Source organism: Streptomyces sp. 135, assembly GCF_020026305.1.
Taxonomy (GTDB): domain Bacteria; phylum Actinomycetota; class Actinomycetes; order Streptomycetales; family Streptomycetaceae; genus Streptomyces.
Genome location: NZ_CP075691.1, coordinates 892,438 through 912,330, shown reverse-complemented (window position 1 = coordinate 912,330; position 19,893 = coordinate 892,438). Strand labels below are relative to the sequence as shown.

The following is a 19,893-nucleotide window of genomic DNA, read 5'->3' as shown; positions in this document are numbered from 1 at the left end:
GACGTGTCGCATGCTGAAGACCGCATCACAGTCGCCCGGCAGCCTCAGTCCTCCTCGGCTGCTGACCTCATTGGCGGGGCTGCTTCGTGACTGGCTGCCGCGGCAGCGCTGGTTCGCGGGAAAGGGCCGGCCCGTCATCGATCTGGCCGTGCTCTCCATGACCGAGCTGCACCCGGGCTGTCTGCATCTGCTGGTCCGCTCGGGCCCCGTGGGACCGCCCGAGGACTGCTACCAACTGATCCTCGGCGTGCGCGAACACCTGCCGTCCCGGCTCCACCACGCCGTCATCGGGCGCCCCGACGCGGGGCCGCTCGCGGGCCTCACCGTGTACGACGCCCTCCTTGACCCCTGGTCGGCGGGGCTGCTCCTCGAACGCCTGCGCAGGCCGGGCGAGATGGGCCCCCTGCGCTTCGAACGGGACGCGCGGACCATGGTGCCCGAGGGGCTGCCGCCCCGGCTGCTCGACGGGGAGCAGTCCAACACCTCGCTGGTGTACGGCGATTCCTTCATCCTCAAGCTGTTCCGGCGCGTCCAGTACGGCATCAACCCGGACCTGGAGGTGCCGTGGGCCCTGGCCCGCGGCGACTGCGCCCGCGTACCCGCTCCCGTGGCCTGGTTCTGGACCACCGAGCCGCACAAGGCGACGCTCGGCGTGCTCCAGCCCTTCCTGCCCGAGGCGACGGACGGCTGGACCCTGGCTCTGCAATCCCTCAGCCGGGGCGAGGAGTTCGCCGCCGAGTCCTATGAACTGGGGCGCGCCACCGCCGAGGTGCACCTCGCCCTCGCCCAGGCCCTCGGGTCGGGGCCACCGGACCCCTACGGCTGCAGCCGGCTCGCCGCCGCCATGACCGGGCGCCTGGAGACCGCCGCCCGCCAGATGCCGGAGCTCGTTCCCTACGTGTCGCGTCTGAAGGCCGCGTACGCCGCCGTCGCGGCCCGCGGCCAGGGCCGCCAGGCCCAGCGCATCCACGGTGACCTGCACCTCGGACAGGTGCTCAGGGCCGGTGACCGCTGGTTCATCATCGACTTCGAGGGTGAACCGGCCCGGCCCCTCGACGAGCGCCGGCGCGTACAGGCCCCCATACGCGACATCGCGGGGATGCTCCGTTCCTTCGACTACGCGGCCCACTCCCGCCCCCCGTGGCGCTCCGAGTGGGTGCGGCGGTGCCGGGAGGCCTACTGCGCCGGGTACGCGGCCGAGTCGACGTGGGACCCGCGCGCGGAACCCGAGCTCCTACGGGCCTACGAGACGGACCGAGCGGTGTACGAGGCGCTGTACGAGGCCCGGCACCGCCCCGACTGGCTGGCCGTCCCCATGGCGGCGATCGCCCGCCTCGCAGAGGAGAGCTGAAACAGTGGACATCACCGCAACTCCCGCTCCCGTGCACGCGACCGGCACCGGCCGCGTCCCCGAGGCCCCGCTCGACGCGGAGGACCGACGGCGCCTGCTGTCGGGCACCCACCACGACCCGCACGCCCTGCTGGGCGCGCACCCGGTGCCCGGCGGCGTCGCCTTCCGGACCCTGCGCCCGTACGCGCGGGCGGTGACCCTCCTCATCGAGGAGCGGGAGGTGCCCCTGACCGACATGGGCGAGGGCCTCTTCTCCGGTGTGCTGCCACTCGACTCGATCCCCGCGTACCGGCTGCGCGTGGCCTACGACGGCCCGGACGCCGTGCACGAGTACGAGGACCCCTACCGCTTCCTGCCCGCGCTCGGCGAACTCGACCTCCACCTGATCGGCGAGGGCCGGCACGAGGAACTGTGGAAGGCCCTGGGCGCTCACCCCATGACCCACCAGGGGGTGTCCGGGACCCGGTTCACCGTGTGGGCGCCCAACGCGCTGGGCGTGCGGGTCTGCGGCGACTTCTCCTGCTGGGACGGCTCCGCCCACCCGATGCGCTCGCTCGGCGCGACCGGCGTGTGGGAGCTGTTCGTCCCGGGGCTCGACGAAGGAACCCTCTACAAGTTCGACATCGCGCGCGCCGACGGCTCGCACACCCTGCGCGCGGACCCGATGGCCCGCCGCGCCGAAGTCCCGCCGGACACCGCCTCGGTGGTCACGCGGTCGTCGTACACGTGGGGCGACGACGCGTGGATGACGCGGCGTGCCGAGCGCCCGGTGACCCGTACCCCCCTCTCGGTGTACGAGGTCCATCTGGCGTCCTGGCGACCGGGCCTGACGTATCGTCAACTCGCCGAGCAGCTCACGGAGTACGTCACGAAGACGGGCTTCACCCACGTCGAGTTCATGCCGGTGGCCGAGCACCCCTTCAGCGGCTCCTGGGGCTACCAGGTCACCGGCTTCTACGCCCCGACGTCCCGCATGGGCACGCCGGACGACTTCCGGTACCTGGTCGACACGCTGCACCAGGCGGGCATCGGCGTCATCCTGGACTGGGTGCCCGCCCATTTCCCGAAGGACGACTGGGCGCTCGCGGCGTTCGACGGGGAGCACCTGTACGAGCCACAGGACCGCAGGCGCGCCGAACACCCCGACTGGGGCACCCTCATCTTCGACTACGGGCGCAAGGAAGTGCGCAACTTCCTGGTCGCCAACGCGAGTTACTGGTGCGAGGAGTTCCACGTCGACGGGCTCCGGGTGGACGCCGTGGCGTCGATGCTCTACCTCGACTACTCACGCGAGGACGGCCAGTGGGCCCCGAACGAGTCCGGGGGCCGGGAGAACCTGGACGCGGTCGCCTTCCTCCAGGAGATGAACGCGACGGTCTACCGCCGCAACCCCGGCGTCGTCACCATCGCCGAGGAGTCCACGGCCTGGAACGGGGTCACGCGGGCCACCCACCACACAGGACCGGACGGCTTCGGCGGCCTCGGCTTCGGCCTGAAGTGGAACATGGGCTGGTCGCACGATTCACTGGAGTACATCAGCCGCGACCCGGTGTACCGCGAGTACCACCACAACGAGATGACGTTCTCGATGGTGTACGCCTACAGCGAGAACTACGTCCTGCCCCTCTCGCACGACGAAGTGGTCCACGGAAAGCAGTCGCTGGTCTCCAAGATGCCCGGCGACTGGTGGCAGCGGCGTGCCAACCACCGCGCCTACCTGGGCTTCATGTGGGCCCACCCCGGCAAGCAACTCCTCTTCATGGGGCAGGAGTTCGCGCAGGGCGGCGAGTGGTCGCAGGAGAGCGGACTCGACTGGTGGCTGTTGGACCCGGCTTATCCGGCGCGGCCGGACCACCACGGCGTGCAGCTGCTGGTGCGGGACCTCAACCACCACTACCGGGCCACCCCCGCCCTGTGGGAGCAGGACACGTCGCCGGCCGGGTTCTCGTGGATCGTGACGGACGCGGCCCAGGACAACGTCCTCGCCTTCCTGCGCCACGCCGAGGACGGCAGCCCGCTGCTGGCGGTGTGCAACTTCTCCCCGGTGGTCCGCCGCGACTACGTACTGGGTGTCCCGGAGGAGCCCCACGCCTGGCAGGAGGTGCTCAACACCGACGCGGCCCGCTACGGCGGCGGGGACATCCGCAACGCCGACCCGCTGAAGCCCGAACAGGAAGGCGCCCACGGCCGTCCGGCCCGCCTGCGCGTCACCCTGCCGCCGCTCGCCACGGTGTGGCTGCGGCCGGAGTGACGGCAGGCGGCTGCCGACCGAGGGGCGCGTGTCAGCGGACGGTGACGTGGACGGTGTTGGAGACGACGCCGCCACCGGCGATGCGCATCTTGTTGAGGCCCTTGAGCCCCAGCTTGACGCGCAGGTTGTACGAATGGGCGCGGGTGGTGCCCATCTGGACGGGCAGGTCCACCCACTGCTTGTGCTGGAGCTGCTGGAGCGTCACGCGCGTCCCCGCGGGCAGGCGCGTGGCGGTTCCGATCACGCGGAACTGCTGCCACGCCTTGACGGAGTCCACCGTGGTCTTCGCGGTGAGCGTGGGCCGCGGGGCCGGCTGGCCGGCCGGGCCCGGCTTGCTGTCGGAGGTGCCGGCGAGCGCGGACGCCGCGGCGAGGGGGGAGGTCATCAGCAGCAGGCCGGCGCCGAGAGTGACGGCACGGGTCAGGGCGGGGTTCATGCGATCTCCAGGGGAGGGGAGCCAGAAGAACGGGATCTGCCACAAGTTATGACAAGTCGTCACTTTTCGACTGGACCGACATACGTCTCTCCCGGTGACCGCCGCGCGGGGACCGTCAGACGTCCGGCTCCCCGAAGTCGGACATGATGTGCACCGCCGCCTCCTCGGCGGAGGCCGCCCCGCCGTCGACGCCCATGTCCTCACCGATCATGTCCTGCTGGGCGACGTCCTCCGGATCCTCGCCCGCGCCCTCGTCCGGGGCGAAAAGGCGCCCGGCGCGGACGTCTCCCACCTGCGCCTCCTCGATCGGCTCCCCGTCGGTGCCCACCGTGTCGCCGATGCCGTCGTCGTACTCGGCCGGGCCGGGGACCTGGAGCGCGGGGTCGGGCACCTCCTCGGAGAGCCGCTCGTCGAGACTCTCGCCCTCGCGCTGCTCCTCGGCGGTCGTCCCGGTGTGCTCGACCCCGAGGGGGCGCTCAGGAGGCGACCAGCCCTCGTCGTAGGGGTCCGACGCGCGGTCGCTGAGCGTGTCCTCGGCGTCGAGGATGCCCGCGTCCTCACGGATCTCGTCCGCATCGGGCTGGTAGACCTCGTCGCCCATGACGCCGTCGTCGTCCATGGTGTTCGCACTCCTTCACGCGCGGCGGGGTGCCGTTGTCATGCCGTGTATCCACCCTGATCCAGAACATACGTTCCGGCACGCGGGGGAGTGGCCCCCGTCGGCGCGGCAACGGGTCACCGGGAGCCCGGCGGCAGCCATTCGAGCAGCAGCAGCGTCGCGTCGTCCCGCAGCTGGTTGTCCTGCCGGTCGAGGATGGAGTGGATGAGCTGGCGCAGCGCCTCCGGAGCCGATTCGCCTGCGGCCGTGGCGCGGATGATGCTGTCGGTGAAACGCTCCAGGCCGAATTCGGCGCCGCCGCCGGTACGCAGCTCCGTCACGCCGTCGGTGTACATGAGCACGCGGTCGCCCGGCTGGAGCGCCTCCTCGTGCACCTCCCACCTGGCGTCGGCCAGCATGGCGGGCGTCCCGAGGGGCGGCTGCGGGGTCCGCTCCAGGGCCCGGTCGAGGACGCGGTGGTCGCGGATCAGCAGGGGCGCCGGGTGACCGCAGTTGCACCACCGCAGCACCCCTCCCGCCAGGTCCAGCTGGGCCAGGATGCCCGTGCAGAACTGCTCCGGCAGCCACTGGGCCAGCGCGTACTGGACGTTGTCGACGAGTTCCGGCAGCTCGACCTTGGCCCGCCGGGCGTTGCGGCAGCCGGCCATGGCCACGGCGGTCGTCAGGCCGGACAGGAGGCTGTGGCCCATTGCGTCGAAGATCGCCACGTGCAGGGTGGAGGTGGTCAGGGAGTGGTCGAAGGCATCGCCGCCGATGTCGTACGCGGGTTCGAGTACGGCGGTCGAGATGACGGCGGAGTTGCCGATCGTGCGCGGCGGCAGGAACGCCCGGAGCATCTCGGCGGGCAGCCTCATCGTCTCGGCCCGCGTCAGGCGCGCGAAAGTGTCGCTGGAGGCGCGCTTCGAGGTGATCACCATGGCCAGGATGGAGGCGAGCGTGCGGCAGCGCCGCAGCAGCACCCCGTCGATCCCCGGGGCCGTGGCTCCGATGACGCCGAGCCGCTCGACGCCGTCGATCAGCGGGAGCCAGATGGTGATCCGCCCGTGTGACAGCTCCTCCAGACGCAGCTCGTGGGCCCGGTAGGCCGAACCGGCCACGGTCGTGTCCACCGCGAGGGCCGGCGGCCCCTCGGACAGCGGCACCAGATACCGCTGCTGGAGGTCCACCAGAAAGACGTCGATGCGGTCCCGCCCGTAGGCGTCGGCGAACTACTGCACCACGGCGGGCAGCTCCACCGGCGTCGCCGCATGTGCCGCCGCGAGCAGTTGTTCGAGTAACTGCTCCCCGGGACCGGGCACCCTGGGTTGGGTCGACATCTGTGATCACCACCTCACAGGCAGTCTCACAGCGGGCCCGGGATCCTGCCCGAGTTCCCGGCCGCGGGCCCTGAGGTCCGAGCGCGAAGTGGCCTTGGTCCCTGCCGGGAGTGAGAAAGGTCCCGGTACGCGGGCTTCCGGCTGCGGAATCACACGGGCAGACCGCAGGAACCGGCTGAGGAGAAGGCTGTGCCAAGGGACATCGGTGTGAGCAGCGGGAGCGAGCGCAAGGCCGCGGAGGAGGTACCGGCGCGACGCGCGGGAGACCGGCCCGCCCAGGCCTGGCGGCCCGCGTGGACCGGCCGCGGGACGCCCCACGAGAACAGGAAGTTCCGCCTCGTGCGGCCCGGCGGCCGGTGGCCCGTGGCAACCGGGGCCGCCAGCGGATCGCCTACCCCCGCGCCGTCCGGCGGGCCGCAGCCGCGCCTGTCCGAGCCTGCCGGGCGGCCCTCCGCGCGGCCGGACGTGAACGCACCGCCGGGCAGTTCCCGCGAGGGTCGCGGCGCGCCGTGCCGGCTGAGCCTCGCGGTGCGGGACCTGCGCGCCGCCGAGGAGTTCTACGGCCGGGTCCTGGGCTGGTGCCGTGTGCCGCTGATCGGCTCGCCGGGCCGGACGCGTTCCCTGATGCTGAAGGCCGGGGCGCCGGTCGGAACCATCAGCCAGAGCGCCGGCGCCGGGCCCGACGTGGGCTGGATACCGTACTTCGCCGTCGACGACGTGGACGCCGCGGTGGGCCGCCTCCGCGAGCGCGGTGCCACCGTGGCGGTCGGGCCGCTCTCCACCCGGACGGGGCGGGCCGCCGTCGCGGCGGGACCGGAGGGCGCGGTCTTCGGGCTGCGCCACCACGCTCCCGACGACCACTGGGCGGTGGGACAGGGCCCGGTCGGCCGCCTGGAGCTGTACACCCGGGACATCTTCGCCGCGGCCCTCTTCTACGGCGGCGTGCTGGGCTGGGCGGGCGAGCCCTGCGAGAGCTGCTCCGTGGAGTACGTGGACGATCGGATCGTGGTGCGGGACGGGCGGCACGCGGTCGCCGCGCTCGTGGACGGGCCGGCGCCCGGTGCCGAGGGGCGCTACCGCTGGCACACGTCCTTCCGGGTCGGCGACGTCGACTCGGCCGCCGCCGCGGCCGTGCGGTGGGGCGGAGGCGTCGTCTCAGCGCCGAGAGGGCTCGGGCCTCGGCGGGAGGCCGTGCTGGCGGACCGCGAGGGAACCGTCTTCGCGGTCACCGCGAGCTGAGTCGTGCACGTCGAGACTGTGGGGAACCAGACGATGTTTGTTCGGACCATCGATGAGGACCAGGCCATAGGGCAGGCCATCGGTCAGGCCGAGGGTGTCTCGGACGGAGGTGCGCCGCTGCCGCGGGTCGATGCCTCCGAGGTCGCGCCGAAGGACGCGCGGAAGCTGTCCAAGCTCTTCTTCGACCGGCTCGGGGCACTGGAGGAGGGCTCACCCGAGCACACGTACACGCGCGACACCCTCATCGAGATGAACCTCTCGCTGGTGCACTACGTGGCGGGCCGGTTCCGCCACCGGGGCAACGGCCAGCTGGAGGACATCGTGCAGGTCGGGACCGTCGGACTGATCAAGGCGATCGACCGGTTCGACATGAGCCGCGGCTTCGAGTTCGTCTCGTTCGCGGTGCCCTGCATCCTCGGCGAGATCAAGCGCTACTTCCGCGACACGAGCTGGGCCGTGCACGTACCGCGCAGGCTCCAGGAACTCCGTACGCAACTGTCGCAGTCGCAGGAGAAGTTGAGTTCCGTGCTCGGCCGCGAGCCCACCGTCAAGGAGCTCGCGGCCGACCTGGAGGTGACCGAGGAACAGGCCCTGGAGGCCATCGTGGCCGCCAACGGCTACGCGGCCGGTTCCCTCGACGCCCCGCACGGTTCGACCGAGGAGGGCGAGACGTACCGCAGCGGCCGCTCGCTCGCGGACGTCATGGGCGCCCCCGACCCGGCCATCGAAGTCTTCGAGCACGTCCACGCCCTGGCGCCGCTCCTGGCCGAACTCGGCGAGCGGGAGCGCCGCATCATCGAGATGCGCTTCGGCCAGGAGATGACCCAGGCCGAGATCGGCGCCGCCCTCGGCATCTCGCAGATGCACGTGTCACGGCTGCTCTCGCGGACCCTGGCCGAGCTGCGGACAGGGCTGCTCACGCACGAATAGGAGCGGCCTCCGCGGGCTGTGGCTCCGCGTCCTGCGGCTCCGCGTCCGGCAGCAGGCGCACGAGGGGCGTCTCCACCGGGTGCTCGGCGAGGAACCAGGCCTGCGCCTCGCCGCCGCGGACCACCTCCGAGACGATCAGGTCGTTGCTGCCGTCGTCGCCGAGCTCCGCCAGGCGGTGCGCCGCGTCCCGGGCGCTGACGAGGATCGTCTCGTGGGCTTCGAGGAGCCGCGACAGCATGGCCGGCACCTCCTCGACGCCGTCCGGCGGGTGCGGCACCGAGGTGGTCTCCGCCGCGTGCCGGTCGAGCAGCAGGTGCAGCTGGGGGAAGGTGGCGTCCCGCATCAGCCAGTGGTGCTTCTTGTAGAGCGCGTACAGCATCCGGGTGTCCGCGAGGAGGTGGTTCAGCCGTTGGCAGGCGTACATCCGCGCCTCGTAGGACAGGCCGATCGGCGGCTTCCTGACCGTGCCGAACGGCTGGATCACCCCCCCTTCTGGTGAAACCACGGCTGGCTCCCGCTCTGGTGCCTGTTCGCGCCGGTCATGTCCGCCTCCTCGGGGCTGTGCTGTGCGTACCCGAGTGACGCTAGGCGCGCCGCGAAGAGCCGCGTTGACCGACAGCGCACGCCGGGGTGCCCGTCAGCGCACTGCGCGCGCGACGCCCGCCGTCCGTTCACTCTCGGGCAAGAACCCGTGCGCCGATGCGCAGAGCCCCTTCGCCCGGGCGCCATAGCGTCGCCGGGCGGCCCACGCCGTGGGCCCGACCGACGAGAAGAGACGGCATGAGGACGAACGGGCGCGGCTGTACGACGACGGGACCACCGGGCCGCCTGCCCAAGGCCCCCCGGGCCTTGACCATGCGGGGCCGCGACCCCGAGGAGCGGCACCGCACGGCGACCTCCCTGGAACTCCTCTTCGACCTGTGCTTCGTCATCGCGGTCGCGCAGGCGTCCCACAGCCTGCACGAGGCGCTGATGGCGGGGGAGTACGCGGCCGGTGTGCTGCACTACGCGCTGGTCTTCTTCACCATCTGGTGGGCGTGGATGAACTTCACCTGGTTCGGCTCGGCCTACGACCCGGGCGACGCCCCGTACCGGCTGACCGTACTGGTGCAGATCACGGGCTCGCTGGTCCTCGCCGCCGGGGTGTCCCGCGCGTTCGAGGAGGGCGACCTGCTGGTCATCACCCTCGGCTACGTCGTCTCGCGCACGGCGCTGGCTGCCCTGTGGCTGCGCGCGGCACGCTCCGACACCGCCCGGCGGCGGACCGCCCTGCGCTTCGCCGCGGGCGTCACCGCCTGCCAGGCCGGGTGGATCGCGCTCCTCGGCGCCCCGGAGGCGGCGCGGCTGCCCGGCATCGTCGTGCTGGTCGCCGCCGAGCTGGCCGTGCCGGTGTGGGCACAGTCCGCGGGGATGACCCCGTGGCATCCACGGCACATCGCCGAGCGCTACGAACTCTTCACGCTCATCGTCATCGGGGAGTCCGTCGCCGCCGTCACGGTCGCGCTCCGCGGTGCCTTCGACCGGCACCACGGCATCGGCCCGCTGTCCGCCGTCGCGGCCGGTGGCCTGGTGACGGCGTTCGCCATGTGGTGGCTGTACTTCAGCAGGCCCGCGCACACCCTGCTCGCCACGACACACCGGGCGCACCGGCGCAGGTTCGGATGGGCGTACGGCCACTACCTGATCTTCGCCTCGGCCGCCGCCGAGGGGGCCGGCCTGGCCGCCTACGCCGATCACGTCACGCTGGGGCCCGCGGTCCCGGCAGCGGGCGTCGGCGCGGCGGTCACGGTGCCGGCCGCCGTCTTCCTGACAGCCGTGTGGGCCGTCCACCTGCGGCCCCACCAGCGGACCGCGGCCGAGTGGCTCCCCTACCCCCTCACGGCGCTCGCGATCCTGCTGGGCACGTGGTCGCCGGTGCCGGCCCTCGCCACGGGCGCGCTGCTGGTCGTCCTGATCGCCGTGGACTCGGCGGCGCGCCGCTGAACACCGCCGACGCGCCACGGTGCCACGCGAGACCCCCCGCACTTGGGTACGGGGGGTTCTCGCGTGGCTCTCGCGTGCGCGGCGCGCCAGCAGGCTTCGCAACGACCACCACGCGTGGATCACGTCGAGGTCGACGTCGGTGCCGTAGCCGGCGATGACGTCGTCGAGGTGCTCCTCGTGTCCGAGCGTGAAGGTGGCGAGGTCGTACAGGGCATCCCCCTGGCCCGCCTCGGACCAGTCGATGATGCCGGTGACTTCGTCGCCGTCGAGGAAGACGTGCGCGATCTGCAGGTCGCCATGCGTGAACGCCGGAGTCCACGGCCGGAGCGCGGCCTCGGCGACCCGGCGGTTGCGGGTGACCAGGTCAGCGGGCAGGACGCCGTTCGTCACGAGCCGCTCGCACTCGTCGTCGAGTTCCGCCGCCAGCGCGACGATGCTCCGCCCGGCCCGACCGGGCCGGGGCGGCAGGGGCGCCTCGTGCAGCTTCCGGATGGCGGCGCCCGCCGCGGCCCACGCCGGCGACCCGGTCGACGGCCCGCCGAGGCGCCCCAGCGTCGTCCCGGGGAGCGCGGCGATCGCGAGCACGGGCGGCTCGCGCCACAGAACCTCCGGGGTCGGGACCGGCGCGAGGGACATCGCCTCGACCTCGGCGTCGACGCGCGCCTGATCGGCGTCCACCTTCAAGAACACGTCACCGACGCGCAGAGTCGCACGCTCGGAATGGGCGACGACGACTTCGACCTCATCCATGGGCGACCAGTATCCCGGGGATGATCGCCGCCGTCGCCGGGTTTATCGCGTGCGACACCGAGCGGCCCGTGCCCCGCTGGGCCATGCGGCGCCGTGGCCGAAGTACTACGGGCCGTCCCGCAGGACCCCGGACATGGCCCCGTTGAGGGAGCCGTACTCAAGGGTTCGCTCGTCCACGGCGTCCAGCCAGATCGGGGCGAGACCGTCGGGGCAGTCCGGCGCGGGCTCCGCACCCATGTCCGCGGTCCCCGCCGGCGTGGTGAGGAGGCGGCCGTCCATCGCGGTGAACAGCTGCGCCTCGTAGAAGCAGGAGGGTTTGGAGCCCCGGCCGTCCACGATGCGCACATTGCTCTCGTGCAGGGTCGCGGTCCGTACGGTGACCGAGTCGAGGGTGCCTTTCTGCGGTTCGCCGCTGTCGGCGTACCAGGGGACCAGCCCATATTCCTCGGTCGAGACGTTCTCCTGCCGGGTGAGCTCGATCTCGCGCCCACTCACCTTCCATATGAGCCGGTCGGTGTCCGCATCGTCGTAACTGAGGCTGCTCCTGGGCCGGTCGCGGCAGAGACCGGAATCGGCCGGCGGCATTCCGGTCTCGGTCTGTGCCGTGCCGAGTGTGACGGTCCGCTTGCCGGAGTCCTTGTCGCGCCGCACCGACTCGATGCCGGCGCGCGTGACACAGAGCAGTTCGGTCCCCATGACGGACACCCTGGCATCACCATCACCTTGCCCGTCACTTTTGCCGTCGTCGCCGTCACCCTTTCCGGCGCCGAACTCCACTACCGCGTACTTCTCGGACTTCGTGCCCCTCCCCGGGAACTTGCCCTCCCACTTGCCGTGAAGGGCCTTCGGCGCGGTGGCACCAGCCTTCCCGGCACCACCGCCACCCTTGCCGCCCCCGCTGTCGCCCTCCCACGGTTCGGCCACGAACAAGCCTCCGCCCGCGGCGATCACGGCCAGGACGAGGGCACCGGACCACACGGCCCGGACACGCCGGCGCCGCCCACTCGCACCCGACGGCGGCGCCCAGGCAGGCATGGTCGGCAGAGCCGGTGCCGGCGTGGCCTCAAGCTCTGCCTCGGCCTGGGCCTTGGCCTCGACCTTCGGTGAAGAGGGGGTACCGGACGCGGACGGAGCGTTCCCCGGCGCATCGAAATCCAGCAACCGCGCCGCGTGCCGCCCGACTTGTTCGAGCACTTCCCCCGGCAGCCACGGACCGGCCCGCAGCCCGGACGTCCGCTCGGCGATCTCCCGCGGCGCGGGCCGTAGAGCCGGGTCCTTCCGCAGGCAGTCCCTTACGAGCGGCAGCAGGCTTTCGGGTACGCCGTCCAGCTCGGGTTCGTCCTCGGCGATCCGGAACAGCTGCGCGTGCATGCCGCCCGCACCCGTCACCCCGAACGGCTGCCGCCCGGTGGCGGCGTACGCCAGAACCGAGCCGAGGCAGAACACATCGCTCGCGGCGCCGACTTCCCGGCCGCGCGCCTGCTCGGGAGACATGAAACCGGGTGAGCCGATGAGCATGCCCGTACGGGTCGCCGCGCCGTCACCGACGAGGGTGTCCAGAACGTCCAGTGCTCTGGCGATGCCGAAGTCGATGACGCGCGGGCCGTCCACGGTGACCAGCACGTTCGCCGGCTTGAGGTCGCGGTGGACGAGGCCGGCGGCGTGCACGGCCTCCAGCGCGAGGGCGAGACGGTTGGCAAGGGTGAGTACGGAATGGCCGGGCAGCGCGCCGTAAACCTCGGCCACCACCTCATGAAGCGACGGTCCCAGAATGTACTGGGTCGCCACCCACGGCGACACGGCGTCGGTGTCGGCGTCCAGAACGGCCGCGGTCCACTGGCCGCCCACCCGCCGGGCGGCGGCCACCTCGCGGGCGAACCGCTGCCGGAACTCGGGCAGCCGGGCCAGTTCGTCCTGGATCACCTTGAGCGCCACGGTGCGACCGCCTTCGGAGCGCCCGAGGTACACGCGGCCCATGCCGCCCTCGCCGAGCCGGCCGAGCAGGCGGTACCGCCCTATGTACGACGGATCATCCGGCGCCAGTGCCCGCATGCCGCACGTTCCCCCTGTTTCGGCCGTTCCTCGGTGAGCCCGAGGCTCAACCTAATGCAGCGCACGGGGCGTTCGGCGGCGGGGGCTGGGGAGCGCTACCCCGACGACGACCAGTCCGGGCTGCATCGCGAGGAGCGTGCGCAGACCGCTGCGGGTCACCTCGTCGTCGTCCGCGATCAGGAGTGTGGTGCGGCCGGACGCGCCGGCGGTGTCCGTCGTGACGGCTGCGCTCGCGTCGGGGCCGACCGGATCGTGCTGGACAGCGCGACCGACCTGTCCCGGATCTACCGGGGTCCGCAACGCATCCGTGCCGACAACCGCACGTTCTCTGTACGGCCCCCGCACGGCCCCCGGTGCTCACCGTCGCAGGCGGTGAGGGACACGGAGTCCATCTACGCGCCGGACAGCAGCCCCTGCGCGGACAAGGCCGTCACGGTCTGCCTGACCACGGGCAGGCTCCCCGCCAGGGACCCGACCTGTCAGCCTCCGGCCCGGCGGAAGTAGCAACGCAGCGGTGTGCGCAGGCGGAGTGGCTCCGGGCGCGAGGGGCACTACGCGCTACGCGCCGTCGGTGCCGGAGCGCCGTCCGGCGCGGCGGCGGAGCCACAGGGGCAGCGCGTACCAACAGATGCCGAACCACAGCATGACGCCTCCGACCAGGGCTTCGGCGAAGGGGCCGGGGATCACGATCCGCAGGATCAACAGGAGGGTGCAGCCGATGGTCAGCGCGAGGAGCACCAGGCCGCACATCATCAAGCGCCCCGCGGTTTCCACCAGTTCGTGCTTCATGCGCTGTCCCGACAGGAAGCGGTGGAGGGAGACGGGCGCGATCAACGCGCTGGTGGCCGAGGCGCCGAGAAGCACCGTGACGACGTAGACGGCGTGGTCGAACGTGCCCAACTCCCGGAAAAGCGGGGTGAACGCCACGCTGAGCAGGAATCCGAAGAGGATCTGCACGCCTGTCTGGGCGACCCGCGTCTCCTGGAGGATCTCGTGCCAGCGACGATTGACCCTCTCGCGGGCGGTCTCCGGCACGTCTGCGCCTTCGGCTCGCGAGCCCTGGCTGTGCTGATCCGGGCAGCAGGCGGTGTCCTCCTTCACCGATTCGGCCGGTCGCTCGGTCATGGTCATGGCATCCTCCCAGGTCCAGGGAGACCGGATGCCCCGTCCGGACGCTTCCATGCAGGTCGGCGCCGGACGACGGTGGTGCGGGGGTGGAGGTGACGGTGTGGCGGGGGTGGAGGCGAGCACGAACCGAATCCGCGGCCGCCGTCGAGCAACCGGCGGCCCTCACACGCATGGCTCAGCCGGCCTGGCCCGCGCCACGCCCGGCGGTAGCTTGAGAAAGCCGGCGCGGAACGGTGTCCTTCCCTGCCGTCCGGGTACTTGAGCCGAAACGCGGCTGAACCGGCAGGAACCGGGATGACTGAGGAGGAACCATGCAACTGTCGTTCCTGGAGCCGCTCTTCGACCGCTCCGGCCCGTGGGCAACGGTCTACTTCGACCCCGGCCAGAACGACGAGTCGGGTGCCAAACGCCATGAGCTGTCCGTACGGGAAGTGTGCCGGACGCTGGAGGAGCAGGGCGCCGACCCGACGACCACGAAGGCGGTGCGCGAGGTCCTGACCAGCACTGCCACGGCCGACTACCCGGCAGGCCGGGCCCTCTTCGCCGCAGCCGGGGAAGTGGTGCTGACCCGTCGTCTCTCCCGGGCCCCGCAGGGACAGATCGCGTGCTGGTCCCCGCTGCCCCGCCTGGCGCCGCTGCTGGAGCTGAGCGGCCAGGACCCCGTCTGCCTCGTGGCGTACATCGACCGCACGGGCGCGGATTTCGAAAGCAGGGGAGCCGGCGGACCGCGGGACGTCGGAGGGGTCGAGGGGCAGCAGTGGCCGATCCACCGCACGTCCACCTCGGACTGGTCCGAGCGGCATTTCCAGCTCAAGGCGGAGAACACCTGGGAGCACAACGCCGGCGAGATCGCCGAAGCACTGGCCACGGCGTACGAGGAGTCCGGCGCCGAAGTGGTGGTCTTGGTGGGCGACCCCCGCGAGCGGTCGTCGGTGCGCGAACGGCTTCCCGAAGCCGTCCGCGAGGTCACGGTGGAGACCGAGCACGGCGGCCGGGCCGCGGGCTCCGACTCCCCGGCGCTGGAGGAAGCCATCGAACGTGCCCGGCGCGAGTGCGCCGACCGTCGCGTCGGGGTGGCCCTGGACCGTTTCCGGGCCGGACGGGTGGGCACCGACCGGCCGACGGACGCGGTCGAGGGCGTCCCGGCGGTGGTGGAGGCCGCCCGCGAACACCGCATCGATACGCTGCTGCTCCGACCCGGTGGCCCGGACCTGGACCGGGAGACCTGGGTGGGCACAGACCCCGACCAAGTGGCGGTCCGGCGAGGCGATGCGCGGACTCTGGGGGAGAGCGCCCCGGTCTCCGTACGCGCGGACGACGCGCTGCTGCGCTCGGCCGCCGTCACGGGAGCGGAGGTACTGATCGTTCCGCTTCCGGACGACGAGCCCTCCCTGTCGGGCGACGCGGACCCGGCAGCCACGACCGCCAAGAATGGCACCGGACGCGCGGGGAATACGACCGGCACCGCGGACACCGACGTCCCGGTCGGTGGCATCGGCGCCTTGCTGCGCTGGACGTACCAGCCGACGAGCTGAAGCACGAACTGGAGGGCTGTGGAGGGCGACGACCCCGAGCCCGGCGGACGACGACATGAGAACAAGGGGCCGCGAACAAGGTTGTTCGTAGCCGACGAAGGTGAAGGAAGGTCGATGAGTCGCCCGCTTTCCCAGGGCACGGTGACCGGAGAAACGGGTGCGGCGTAGTGACCCTGTCGGATGCGGTGTTCGCATGGCTGGGGGCGGGAGCGTTGCTCGCGGCGGTGCTGCCCCGCGTGGTGGCGGGGCGGCCCCTGTCGCTGCCGGTGGTGTTCCTGATGAGCGGCATCGTCGTGTACCTGCTGCCGCTGCCGCTACCGGTGGTCGACCCCGTCGAGCAGCGGGTCCTGACGGAGCATGTGACCGAGATCTGCGTCATCATCGCCCTCATGGGCGCGGGGCTGGCGCTCAACCGCCCCGTGGGCCGACGGTCGTGGGCCTCGGCCTGGCGTCTCCTCGGCGTCACGATGCTGTTGACCGTCGTGGCGACCGCTGTGGTGGCGTGGTGGCTGCTGGACTGGCCCCCGGCCGCCGCGCTGCTGCTCGCGGCGGTCCTCGCGCCGACGGATCCTGTGCTCGCCTCGGAGGTACGGGTGGGGGAGCCGACGGAGGACAAGCACGACGAGGACGAGGTGCGGTTCGCGCTCACCGGCGAGGCGGGACTCAACGACGGCCTCGCCTTCCCCCTGACCTACGCGGCGATCGCGCTGGCCGCCGCCGCGGGCAGCGGTTGGTCGGCGGAGTGGGTCGGCGGGTGGGTGGCCGAGGACGTCGTCTTCAAGGGCCTGGTCGGCGTGGTCAGCGGGTTGCTGATCGGCAAGCTGCTGGGGTGGATGTTCTTCCGGGCCCGCTCCTCCACACTGCGGTTGGCCGAGTACCGGGAGGGGTTCGTCGCGCTGGCGGCCACCTTCCTGGCGTACGGCATGACAGAAGTCGCCGGCGGCTACGGCTTCCTCGCCGTGTTCACCACCGCCTGCGCCGTCAGGGCGGCCGAACGGGCCCACGGCTTCCACAACGTGCTGCACGACTTCGTCGAACAGATCGAACGCCTGCTGACCTCGACCCTGCTGTTCCTGCTGGGCGCGTTCATCGCGCTGGGCGGCCTGGCCCCGCTGACCTGGCAGGGCGCTGCCATCGGGCTGCTGCTTCTCCTGGTGATCCGGCCGCTCGCCGGATGGGCCGGGCTGCTCGGGGGCTCATTGAAGAACGGGGAACGCTGGGTGGTCGCGGGCTACGGCATCCGCGGAATCGGCTCCCTGTACTACCTCGCCTACGCCCTGGGCCAGCAGGACTTCTTCGTTCCGCAGCGGGAGCTGTGGGCGGTGGTGACCTTCACCGTGCTGGCCTCGGTCGTGCTGCACGGTGTCACGGCCGGCCCGGTGGTACTCCGCCTGGACCGGCGGCGGACCGCGGAGCCCGTGCGGTGCCCGAGGTAGCGGGTAGGGGGCGCACCCGCCGCTTGAAGCAGCGCAGACCGTCGGTTCAGCCCTCGATCGCCACCCGCACGCTCTTGACCTCGGTGTCGGCGGCGTCCGGGACGACCATGCCGGCGTCGATGCCGGTGCGCAGGTAGTGGACGACGTGCGTGTTGAGTCGTTCGCCGGGCAGCGCGGCGGGGATGCCGGGTGGGTAGGGGGTGAGCATCTCCGCGGTGATACGGCCCACCGCCTTCTCCCACGGCACCTGTTCGGTCGGCCCGAAGTACGCGTCGCGCGGCAGCAGCACCTGCTCGAGCCGCAGCTGCTCGGGGTCCGGGACCTCGACCTGTTCCGCGGGCCGCAGCTCGCCCGCGTGCGCGGCGACGTCCTGGAGGGCCGTGAGGAGGGTCTGTCCGGTGTGTTCGTCGTCGGCGTGCGTCAGCTGGGCGCTGATGCGGCGGTGGTCGGCCAGGTGGAGGTTGACCTGGTGGTGTTCGCGCATCCAGTCGGCCGCGCGGTAGCCCGTCGTGCCCAGTGCGGTGATGTCGATGATGATCTGGAGGGGATCCATGTCGGCCGCGCGGCCGGGCCCGCAGAAGTCGTCGGGCCCGTGCACGTGCATGCCGTCGACGCGGGCGATGCGGGTGCGCAGGGACGCGGCGAGGGCGAGCGCGTCGTCGTAGAGGGCGCGCCCGTGCTCGACCATCTGGCGTCGCCAGCCGTCCAGGGCGGCATACAGCAGTACGGAGGCGCTGGTGGTGCCGAGGAGGTCCTCGCGGCTCTTGAGTACCTCGGGCTGGATCAGTTCGCCTTGGAGGTGGAAGACCGAGCCCTGCTCCAGGCCGGAGCCCATTTTGTGTACGGAGGTGACGCAGACGTCGGCTCCGGCGTCCATGGCCCAGGTCGGCAGCTCGGGGTGGAACGGCAGGTGGGCGCCCCATGCCTCGTCGACGATGAGCGGCTTGCCGCGCCGGTGGCAGACCTGCGCGATGGCGGCCAGGTCCGAGCAGGTGCCGTACGGCGTGGGCGTCGTCACGAGGGCGCCCTTGGCGTCGGGGTGTTCGGCGAAGGCCGCCTCGAACGCCTCCGCGGAGGGCGGGTGGGCAGGTGGCGCCGTGGGTCCCCATTGCGGGGTGACCCAGATGGGCCGGATGCCGGAGAGGATCAGGCCGGAGACCACGGACTTGTGGGCGTCGCGTCCCACGAGCAGCTTCTCGTGCGGTCAGGCCACCGACAGCATGGCCGACTTGACGGACAGGGAGCTGCCGCAGGTGGAGAAGAAGGTGTGCTCGGCGCCGACGGCGTCCGCCATGAGGGCCTGGGCCTGTTCGAGGATGCCGCGGGAGGACATCCGGTCGTCCAGACCGCTGGTGGCCAGGACGTCCGAGTGGAAGACCGCGTCCCCGAGGACCTCGCGGACCCGGGGGTCGGCACCGCGTCCCTGCTTGTGGCCGGGCGGGGTGAAGGGGGTCTGTCCTTCGGCGTGGTAGGCGGCCAGGGCTTCGAGTACCGGCGCTTTCGAATGGTCCATAGGGTGCGGTTGCCCTTGGCCCCGGAGAAGGAAACGGCGCGCAGACTGAGGGCGACGGTCCTCGTAGCCGTGTACGCAGGCATGGTTGCCCGCGTGATCGGCGATGCCTTCGGCGCAAGCCCGTGAACCCGTGGAACCCGTGGAAAAGGAGAAACAACCATGTCGAGTCCGCAACAGCCTGAGCTGCGGCGCAGCGACAAGGGAGCGGGCACCCCGCAGGACAGCCAAGCCCGCAAGGCCGCACAGCCCACGAAGGGCGGTGGGCACGCCCACGGTACCGACCGGGGTGACAAGGGCGGTGGAAAGGGCGGCGGCACTCCGCCCGAGCAGCAGCCCGACCACCCTGCCTGACGGACCGGAGCGGGAGGACGGAGCGGGCCTCGTACACGCGTGTCCTGCACGGCCGTGCAGGAGGGGAATGCATGTCGCTTCTAGCCGCGTTCGGCTAACAGCTACTTCTCGCGCCCCTGCTTCGTCCGGGAGACCCCGCTCATGTCAGAGCCAGAGATCGACGCCATCGTGTTCGACGTGCTCGGCACACTCGTCGACGAACCCGCCGGCATCCGAGCCGGCATTCGCGAACTCGACCCGTCACTCGACGACACGAGGGTCGAGCAGCTCCTGGCGCTGTGGCAGGAGCACATCGAACGCGAACAACGTCGCATCCTCGACGGCGCTCGGCCCTACCGCCCCAGCGATGTCCTCGACCTGGAAGCCGCACGTCTCGTCGCAGATGCCGTCGGAGTCGACGACCCGACCGCCATGGCAACGCTGGCACTGTCGGGCCGCAGGCTCCCGCCGTGGCCCGACACCGTGGCGGGGCTGGCCCGACTCGCCGAACGGTTCCCGACGATCGGACTCTCCAACGCGAGCCGGACGGCGCTACTGGGACTCAATGCTCACGCCGGACTGCGCTGGCACCAGGCACTGTCCGCGGAAGACGCCCGGACCTACAAGCCGGACCCAGCGGTCTACCAGCTGGCAGTCACCGTCTCTGGACGACCGCCGGAGCGGCTTTTGATGGTCGCCGCCCACGCCTGGGACCTGCGCGGAGCACAGAGCGCCGGCCTGCGCACCGCCTACGTCGCCCGCCCCGTCGGCGACCCGCCCACCTCCTCGGACGGGTTCGACCTGCACGCCGCCGATCTGGCCGGCTTGGCCGACCAGATCGCCCATGGCCGTCCTCCCGGCGGGCAGTTGACGTCCTTGCGTACGCGATCCTGATCGGCTGCTGGGCGCGCCGCGCGGGCACGGCGGCGGGTCGTCGGGGCTGCCCGCCCGCCGGGTGCCGACGCTTGACCGCAGCGGGCAGCCCAGTCCCATGCGCGGATCGCAGACGCGGACGGTCCGGTCG

At 71.9% G+C, this 19,893-nt stretch carries 14 protein-coding genes and 4 pseudogenes; 10 read left to right on the top strand and 8 right to left on the bottom strand.

Annotated elements, in window-relative coordinates; all coding sequences use genetic code 11:
- Positions 1-10: 10 nt before the first annotated feature.
- Both KKZ08_RS38930 and glgB read left to right on the top strand, forming a co-directional pair.
- A complete protein-coding gene (locus KKZ08_RS38930; RefSeq protein ID WP_346657864.1) occupies positions 11-1,351 on the top strand; it encodes a maltokinase in 1,341 nt (446 codons plus the stop codon).
- A 10-nt stretch (positions 1,352-1,361) separates the two neighbouring features.
- Positions 1,362-3,602, top strand: coding sequence for a 1,4-alpha-glucan branching enzyme (gene glgB / locus KKZ08_RS04180; protein WP_346657914.1), 2,241 nt, complete (start codon positions 1,362-1,364; stop codon positions 3,600-3,602).
- Positions 3,603-3,633: 31 nt separating this feature from the next.
- Here glgB and KKZ08_RS04175 read toward each other — a convergent pair whose 3' ends face one another.
- The 3 genes and pseudogenes from KKZ08_RS04175 to KKZ08_RS04165 form a co-directional block, all read right to left on the bottom strand.
- The gene (locus KKZ08_RS04175) at positions 3,634-4,038 is read right to left on the bottom strand and encodes a hypothetical protein (RefSeq protein WP_223773145.1); all 405 of its coding nucleotides are present in this window, start codon (positions 4,036-4,038) and stop codon (positions 3,634-3,636) included.
- Positions 4,039-4,153: 115 nt separating this feature from the next.
- Positions 4,154-4,657: a DUF5709 domain-containing protein gene (locus KKZ08_RS04170; RefSeq protein WP_223773144.1), complete on the bottom strand. Its 504-nt coding sequence runs from the start codon at positions 4,655-4,657 to the stop codon at positions 4,154-4,156.
- A gap of 116 nt (positions 4,658-4,773) precedes the next feature.
- Positions 4,774-5,973: pseudogene (locus KKZ08_RS04165) on the bottom strand (PP2C family protein-serine/threonine phosphatase).
- Positions 5,974-6,162: 189 nt separating this feature from the next.
- Here KKZ08_RS04165 and KKZ08_RS04160 point away from each other — a divergent pair.
- The gene (locus KKZ08_RS04160; protein ID WP_223773143.1) at positions 6,163-7,212 is read left to right on the top strand and encodes a VOC family protein; all 1,050 of its coding nucleotides are present in this window, start codon (positions 6,163-6,165) and stop codon (positions 7,210-7,212) included.
- Between the two features lie 33 nt (positions 7,213-7,245).
- Positions 7,246-8,142 (top strand): SigB/SigF/SigG family RNA polymerase sigma factor, encoded by an 897-nt coding sequence (locus KKZ08_RS04155; RefSeq protein ID WP_223773142.1) that lies wholly within the window; start codon positions 7,246-7,248, stop codon positions 8,140-8,142.
- On the opposite strand, the pseudogene KKZ08_RS04150 reads toward KKZ08_RS04155, so the two are convergent.
- Positions 8,129-8,685 (bottom strand): annotated as a pseudogene (locus tag KKZ08_RS04150) (ferritin-like domain-containing protein). The gene KKZ08_RS04155 and the pseudogene KKZ08_RS04150 sit on opposite strands and share 14 nt — an antisense overlap.
- Before the next feature lie 237 nt (positions 8,686-8,922).
- Between KKZ08_RS04150 and KKZ08_RS04145 the strand changes: the two are divergent.
- Positions 8,923-10,125 carry a low temperature requirement protein A gene (locus KKZ08_RS04145; RefSeq protein ID WP_223773141.1) on the top strand — a complete coding sequence of 401 codons (1,203 nt, stop codon included), beginning with the start codon at positions 8,923-8,925 and terminating at the stop codon, positions 10,123-10,125.
- A gap of 84 nt (positions 10,126-10,209) precedes the next feature.
- On the opposite strand, the pseudogene KKZ08_RS04140 reads toward KKZ08_RS04145, so the two are convergent.
- Positions 10,210-10,875 (bottom strand): annotated as a pseudogene (locus KKZ08_RS04140) (phosphotransferase); the annotation flags it as partial.
- A gap of 105 nt (positions 10,876-10,980) precedes the next feature.
- Positions 10,981-12,927, bottom strand: coding sequence for a serine/threonine-protein kinase (locus KKZ08_RS04135; protein WP_223773140.1), 1,947 nt, complete (start codon positions 12,925-12,927; stop codon positions 10,981-10,983).
- Between the two features lie 54 nt (positions 12,928-12,981).
- On the opposite strand from KKZ08_RS04135, the gene KKZ08_RS38925 reads away from it, so the two are divergent.
- Positions 12,982-13,431 carry a hypothetical protein gene (locus tag KKZ08_RS38925; protein ID WP_346657863.1) on the top strand — a complete coding sequence of 150 codons (450 nt, stop codon included), beginning with the start codon at positions 12,982-12,984 and terminating at the stop codon, positions 13,429-13,431.
- Between the two features lie 54 nt (positions 13,432-13,485).
- On the opposite strand, the gene KKZ08_RS04125 is transcribed toward KKZ08_RS38925, so the two are convergent.
- Positions 13,486-14,058, bottom strand: a complete 573-nt coding sequence (locus KKZ08_RS04125) for a DUF6328 family protein (protein ID WP_223773139.1) — start codon at positions 14,056-14,058, stop codon at positions 13,486-13,488.
- Between the two features lie 308 nt (positions 14,059-14,366).
- On the opposite strand from KKZ08_RS04125, the gene KKZ08_RS04120 reads away from it, so the two are divergent.
- Entirely contained in the window at positions 14,367-15,590 is a 1,224-nt protein-coding gene (locus tag KKZ08_RS04120; RefSeq protein ID WP_223773138.1) for a Vms1/Ankzf1 family peptidyl-tRNA hydrolase, read from the top strand.
- Positions 15,591-15,757: 167 nt separating this feature from the next.
- On the top strand, positions 15,758-17,026 hold the full coding sequence (locus KKZ08_RS04115) for a cation:proton antiporter (protein ID WP_223773137.1): 1,269 nt from the start codon (positions 15,758-15,760) through the stop codon (positions 17,024-17,026).
- A 46-nt stretch (positions 17,027-17,072) separates the two neighbouring features.
- Here KKZ08_RS04115 and KKZ08_RS04110 read toward each other — a convergent pair.
- Positions 17,073-18,539: pseudogene (locus KKZ08_RS04110) on the bottom strand (ornithine decarboxylase).
- A 159-nt stretch (positions 18,540-18,698) separates the two neighbouring features.
- Between KKZ08_RS04110 and KKZ08_RS04105 the strand changes: the two are divergent.
- Positions 18,699-18,890 (top strand): hypothetical protein, encoded by a 192-nt coding sequence (locus KKZ08_RS04105; RefSeq protein WP_223773136.1) that lies wholly within the window; start codon positions 18,699-18,701, stop codon positions 18,888-18,890.
- A gap of 141 nt (positions 18,891-19,031) precedes the next feature.
- Positions 19,032-19,763 (top strand): haloacid dehalogenase type II, encoded by a 732-nt coding sequence (locus tag KKZ08_RS04100; protein ID WP_223773135.1) that lies wholly within the window; start codon positions 19,032-19,034, stop codon positions 19,761-19,763.
- Positions 19,764-19,893 lie beyond the last annotated feature (130 nt).

Excerpts from the sequence above, each read along its gene's own strand:
- KKZ08_RS38930 (WP_346657864.1), top strand. The coding sequence starts at position 11 with ATGCTGAAGACCGCATCACAGTCGCCCGGCAGCCTCAGTCCTCCTCGG.
- KKZ08_RS04175 (WP_223773145.1), bottom strand. The coding sequence starts at position 4,038 with ATGAACCCCGCCCTGACCCGTGCCGTCACTCTCGGCGCCGGCCTGCTG.
- KKZ08_RS04170 (WP_223773144.1), bottom strand. The coding sequence starts at position 4,657 with ATGGACGACGACGGCGTCATGGGCGACGAGGTCTACCAGCCCGATGCG.
- KKZ08_RS04155 (WP_223773142.1), top strand. The coding sequence starts at position 7,246 with ATGTTTGTTCGGACCATCGATGAGGACCAGGCCATAGGGCAGGCCATC.
- KKZ08_RS04145 (WP_223773141.1), top strand. The coding sequence starts at position 8,923 with ATGAGGACGAACGGGCGCGGCTGTACGACGACGGGACCACCGGGCCGC.
- KKZ08_RS04135 (WP_223773140.1), bottom strand. The coding sequence starts at position 12,927 with ATGCGGGCACTGGCGCCGGATGATCCGTCGTACATAGGGCGGTACCGC.
- KKZ08_RS38925 (WP_346657863.1), top strand. The coding sequence starts at position 12,982 with ATGCAGCGCACGGGGCGTTCGGCGGCGGGGGCTGGGGAGCGCTACCCC.
- KKZ08_RS04125 (WP_223773139.1), bottom strand. The coding sequence starts at position 14,058 with ATGACCATGACCGAGCGACCGGCCGAATCGGTGAAGGAGGACACCGCC.
- KKZ08_RS04120 (WP_223773138.1), top strand. The coding sequence starts at position 14,367 with ATGCAACTGTCGTTCCTGGAGCCGCTCTTCGACCGCTCCGGCCCGTGG.
- KKZ08_RS04105 (WP_223773136.1), top strand. The coding sequence starts at position 18,699 with ATGTCGAGTCCGCAACAGCCTGAGCTGCGGCGCAGCGACAAGGGAGCG.
- KKZ08_RS04100 (WP_223773135.1), top strand. The coding sequence starts at position 19,032 with ATGTCAGAGCCAGAGATCGACGCCATCGTGTTCGACGTGCTCGGCACA.